The organism is Mycobacterium sp., assembly GCF_035314665.1.
In the GTDB taxonomy this organism is placed as follows: Bacteria; Actinomycetota; Actinomycetes; order Mycobacteriales; family Mycobacteriaceae; genus Mycobacterium.
Genome location: NZ_DATFZD010000305.1, coordinates 1 through 4389, shown reverse-complemented (window position 1 = coordinate 4389; position 4389 = coordinate 1). Strand labels below are relative to the sequence as shown.

At 66.1% G+C, this 4389-nt stretch carries 7 protein-coding genes; 2 read left to right on the top strand and 5 right to left on the bottom strand.

Translation table 11 applies throughout. The features are described 5' to 3' along the window. From VKI00_RS21490 to VKI00_RS21470, 5 genes are all read right to left on the bottom strand, one after another. On the bottom strand, positions 1–319 hold a 319-nt coding region (locus tag VKI00_RS21490), incomplete at its 3' end, for a hypothetical protein (RefSeq protein WP_324441008.1). Between the two features lie 26 nt (positions 320–345). Next, on the bottom strand, positions 346–777 hold the full coding sequence (locus VKI00_RS21485) for a hypothetical protein (protein ID WP_324441006.1): 432 nt from the start codon (positions 775–777) through the stop codon (positions 346–348). 192 nt (positions 778–969) lie between these two features. Then, a complete protein-coding gene (locus tag VKI00_RS21480; RefSeq protein WP_324441004.1) occupies positions 970–1776 on the bottom strand; it encodes an exodeoxyribonuclease III in 807 nt (268 codons plus the stop codon). A gap of 9 nt (positions 1777–1785) precedes the next feature. Next, positions 1786–2661, bottom strand: coding sequence for an N-acetylglutamate synthase, CG3035 family (locus VKI00_RS21475; RefSeq protein WP_324441001.1), 876 nt, complete (start codon positions 2659–2661; stop codon positions 1786–1788). Continuing rightward, positions 2661–3254: a peptide deformylase gene (locus VKI00_RS21470; RefSeq protein ID WP_324440999.1), complete on the bottom strand. Its 594-nt coding sequence runs from the start codon at positions 3252–3254 to the stop codon at positions 2661–2663. The genes VKI00_RS21475 and VKI00_RS21470 overlap by 1 nt, the downstream gene beginning before the upstream one ends. A 168-nt stretch (positions 3255–3422) precedes the next feature. Between VKI00_RS21470 and VKI00_RS21465 the strand changes: the two genes are divergently transcribed. Next, entirely contained in the window at positions 3423–3731 is a 309-nt protein-coding gene (locus tag VKI00_RS21465) for a DUF3263 domain-containing protein (RefSeq protein WP_324440997.1), read from the top strand. 63 nt (positions 3732–3794) lie between these two features. Further along, positions 3795–4259 carry a LytR C-terminal domain-containing protein gene (locus VKI00_RS21460; protein WP_324440995.1) on the top strand — a complete coding sequence of 155 codons (465 nt, stop codon included), beginning with the start codon at positions 3795–3797 and terminating at the stop codon, positions 4257–4259. The last annotated feature ends 130 nt before the right edge of the window (positions 4260–4389 follow it).

Below are 4389 nucleotides of genomic sequence, written 5' to 3'. Positions count from 1 at the left end.
ACGTGACGCCGGGGAGGGCGAGGACGGCGTCGACCACGGCGCGCCCAAGCTCGTTGCCGCGCGGGCCGTCGAGGCCGCGGACCTCAATCCACGCGCGTCCCCTGCCGCGCCAGCTATGCCGAGTCAACGTGGGCGTGGGCAGTCCGTCCGACAGCGCTTTGACACCTTCTCGAACCGGGATCGCGGCCATGGTCAGACCGGTTGAGGCGACTGTGCCCAGGGATTCGGCGGCGCTCGCTGCGGTGTGTGCGGTGGCGCCGACCAGTGCGGACGTTACCTGAAAGCCCAGCGCGACCGCGCGCAGCGGAGATGCTCGCACTGTTCTGACGGTACCCAACCGGGGGATTAGCGGCGGGTGCGCGACTGTGTGCCGCGCGACCGTGCCGGTGCCCGCTTGGCCGGAGATTTGCGTGGCGATGCCGAGCTGGTCGACTTGGTCGGCACCGCCCTCACCGGTGTGACCGACGCCGTGGGCGAGCCGTTGGAATGCCCGTTGTTCAGCTGCCGCAGCAGCAATGCGCCGCCGCCGATCGCCAGCACCACCGGCCACTCGAGCAGACCGGCGACGCCGAGTGCGCCCAGCGTCAGCGCTGCTGCCGGTGTGGAATGGCTACCCTTGCCGATCCCGCGCTGCACGCCCTCTGCGGCTCCGGTCACGGCGCCGACGACCCCGTTCACCGCGGCGCCGCCCACTGCACCTGCAGCCGCGGTGGTGGCTGCCGCGGCGCGGCCCGCCGTTCGAGTAACGCTGTGTACGGCGCCGTTAACGACACCCATGATGACTCCCTGATGAATTGTTGTTGAGGCCGTGATTCTGTACCCGCTGCAGGCCACACTGGCGGCGGCTGTATACGCGCACACTCGCAAAGTTCATGGAACCGTCACGATATTGCGCAGCATCCGGCAATCTTATGGCCTTGTTTGGAAAATGAACAAGAGATGAATACCCGCGAGGGATTTTTATACACGTCAATCTGCGCGCAGATCCACCAAAACAGGCGCGTGGTCGCTGGGCGCCTTGCCTTTACGTTCCTCCCGGACGATCTGGGCGTCAGTGACCCGGCCGGCCAGCGCGGGGGAGGCGAGGATGAAGTCGATGCGCATTCCCTCTCTTCTCGGGAACCGCAGCTGAGTGTAGTCCCAGTAGGTGTAGACCCCGGGACCGGGAGTGAAAGGCCTTACGACATCTACGAATTGAGCGCTGACGATAGCGTCAAACGCTTTGCGCTCGGGTTCCGAGACATGTGTGGCGCCCTGGAAGAATTCGACACTCCAGACGTCGTCATCGGTCGGGGCGATGTTCCAGTCGCCGACTAACGCAATCTGGGCAGCAGGGTCGTCACGTAGCCAGGCCTCGGCTGTGTCGCGGAGTGCGGCAAGCCAATTCAGTTTGTATGTGTAGTGCGGGTCATCCAGGGCGCGGCCGTTGGGCACGTAGAGGCTCCACACCCGAACCCCCGCGCAGGTGGCGGCCAGGGCGCGGGCTTCGGCCGCGGCCGCCAGGTCCGGCTTACTGCTCCAGCTCGGCTGGCCGTCGAAGCCGACCTCGACGATGTCGAGGCCGACTCGCGATGCGATTGCCACGCCGTTCCACTGGTTGAACCCGCAATGCGCCACCTCGTAGCCGAGTTCCAGGAACGGCATCGTCGGAAACTGGTCGTCGGCGCATTTGGTCTCTTGCATGGCCAGCACGTCGACCTCGGCGCGCTTCAGCCAATCGAGTACCCGGTCCAACCGGGAGCGGATCGAGTTCACGTTCCAGGTGGCCAGCCGCATGGCCCGACCCTACGTCGTCGCCGCGAAGTAGCGCGCGGTGTGATGCAGCGCGAAGCCCACCGAATGGGCCAGGCCGGCGGCGGCGTGATCGTCGTCGAGAACCCGGACGTAGCCGCGGGTCGCACCACGAGCCGCCCCCCATGCCAGCAGGGCTTCGCACAGCGCGAGCCCGGCGCCCTGGTCTGCTACCCGCAGCTCCGACAGCCCCACCCAGCGGGTGCCATCCGGGGCCTCGGTCACCGAAGCTCGTGCCACCGCCAGCTCCGCATGCATCCCGAACGCCAGCTCGCCATCGACGACGGCGGTCAGTACGTCAATGGGGACCTCGCGGCGGTAGAGCCGCAGCCAGGCGTCGTCCGGGCGGCCCGAGATCCGGACCGATGGGTCGGGCGCGGCGCTGGAAACGTCGCGCACCAGCACGGCGTTGGCCTGTTCGCCCACGCCGGGCATCCGCAGCAGGCGGTCGGCGATCGCCAGCCGTGGGATCAGCCCTCGCCGGGTGTACCAGTCGACGATCGCCGGTATCGCGGCTGAACTGGAAGAAATATCAAGCGGCACAGCGGAATTCGCGCGCAACGTGACGCCGCGTCCTGCGCGCAGCAGCCAGCCGTCCAGCCAATGCTGTTCCACGCCCGGCCATGCGAGCGCGGCGGCGTGCTCGAGCGCGCGGATCTGCGAGGTGCGCACCGGCGCATCGCTCAGCACCCGCACCGCGATCGCATCCGCGGGCGCAAACTGGACGACCGTCCCGGTTTTCGTCTGCACCCGCACCACCGGCTCGATGTCCAGGAGATGGCCCACCGCGTCGGTCAGTGGCGGGACGGACCCGGCGGGCCGACGGTAACGCACGGTCACCCTGGTACCGGGTGGAGGCCACGAAACCATCAGTGGCCGAACGGGTCCGGCCCTTCGCCCGGTGTCCACGACAACCCGGGAACGCCCCAGCCGTGAGATTTGACCGCACGTTTCGCGGCGCGGGCATGCCGGCCGACCAAGCGGTCCAGATACAGGAATCCGTCCAGATGCCCAGTCTCGTGCTGGAGCATCCGAGCGAATAACCCCTCGCCCTCAAGGGTGATCGGGCTGCCATTGGCGTCGAGCCCGGTGACGCGGGCCCACTTGGCCCGCCCGGTCGGAAACGACTCACCTGGCACCGATAGGCAGCCCTCGTCGTCGTTGTCCGGGTCGGGCATCGTCTCGGGAATTTCGGAGGTCTCCAGCGCGGGGTTGACGACCACACCGCGCCGCCGCGCCGATTGGCCGCGCTCGTCGGCGCAGTCGTAGACGAATACCCGCAAGTCGACGCCGATCTGGTTGGCGGCCAGGCCAACCCCGTAGGCGGCGTCCATGGTGTCGTACAGCGTGGTGATCAAATCGGCTAATTCGGTCGGCAGTGAGCCGTCCGCGCCGACCGGCACGGGTTTGGTCGGGGCGTGCAGGACCGGATCTCCCGCGATGCGAATGGGTACGACTGCCATGACCGGCAAGCTTAAGCACTGTTGTTGCGGAGTGGGCCTGCGGCAGGCAATCTCACCTAGGCAGCCGACTCGCGGGCTTGGGTGCGGGGTCAACAGTTGTCAGCGTGGTTGAATATTCGCCGGAGCAGCGAGCATTCGAGAATTCGCCGAAAGGGTCGAGGAAGCGATATGGACAGCGCTATGGCGCGGGCTAATCGATCGGGGGACGACTCAGAACTCGCCGATGGGCTAACCCGCCGCGAACATGACATTTTGGCGTTCGAGCGCCAATGGTGGAAATACGCCGGCGCGAAAGAAGAAGCCATCAAAGAGTTGTTTGCTATGTCGGCCACGCGCTACTACCAGGTGCTGAATGCTTTGGTCGACCGGCCCGAAGCATTGGCGGCGGACCCGATGCTGGTCAAACGGCTCCGACGGCTGCGTGCCAGTCGGCAGAAGGCGCGGGCTGCGCGACGGCTGGGCTTCGAAGTCACCTGAGGTATTACCCGCCCGCTGAGCGTCGGTGTGGGTTTTGGCGCACTCCTAGATACAGTGACGTCAATGAATGAGCGCGTTCCCGACTCGACCGGGCTACCCCTGCGGGCCATGGTCATGGTGTTGCTGTTTCTTGGTGTCATTTTTTTGCTGGTGGGATTCCAAGCGATGGGATCGGGCTCCAACTCCGACGACGACTCGTCGGGATCAACTGTGACGACGAGCACCATGGCGCCGAAAACCTCGGCGAAACCTGCGGTAAAAGCAGATGTACGGGTCTACAACATTTCCAGCCAACAGGGGATCGCCGGGCGCACCGCCGACCAGCTGAAGCAGGGCGGCTACAACGTCACAGCGGTCGACAACCTGTCGCTGCCCAACGTCTCGGCCACCACCGTGTACTTCGGCAACGGGCCGGGCGAACGTGAAACCGCCGATGCCGTGGGTCAGCTATTGAAAGCGCCCGTCCAACCGCGGATTCCTGAAGTCGCCGACCAGCCGCCCGGTGTGATCGTGGTGGTTGCGAGCTGAACGGCATCGCCCCGGCCTAGACGGCGCCTCTCTGTGTCAAGAGAGCGGTTGTGATTACCATTGTATGGTGGTTGCTGGTGGGCCCGGGAAGTGACTTGTCCGAAGAGCCAGCGTGCGGGGTTTCAGCTGG

What these genes read in the sequence shown, in the direction of transcription:
- VKI00_RS21485 (WP_324441006.1), bottom strand. Translation starts at nt 777, where the DNA reads ATGGGTGTCGTTAACGGCGCCGTACACAGCGTTACTCGAACGGCGGGC.
- VKI00_RS21480 (WP_324441004.1), bottom strand. Translation starts at nt 1,776, where the DNA reads ATGCGGCTGGCCACCTGGAACGTGAACTCGATCCGCTCCCGGTTGGAC.
- VKI00_RS21475 (WP_324441001.1), bottom strand. Translation starts at nt 2,661, where the DNA reads ATGGTTTCGTGGCCTCCACCCGGTACCAGGGTGACCGTGCGTTACCGT.
- VKI00_RS21470 (WP_324440999.1), bottom strand. Translation starts at nt 3,254, where the DNA reads ATGGCAGTCGTACCCATTCGCATCGCGGGAGATCCGGTCCTGCACGCC.
- VKI00_RS21465 (WP_324440997.1), top strand. Translation starts at nt 3,423, where the DNA reads ATGGACAGCGCTATGGCGCGGGCTAATCGATCGGGGGACGACTCAGAA.
- VKI00_RS21460 (WP_324440995.1), top strand. Translation starts at nt 3,795, where the DNA reads ATGAATGAGCGCGTTCCCGACTCGACCGGGCTACCCCTGCGGGCCATG.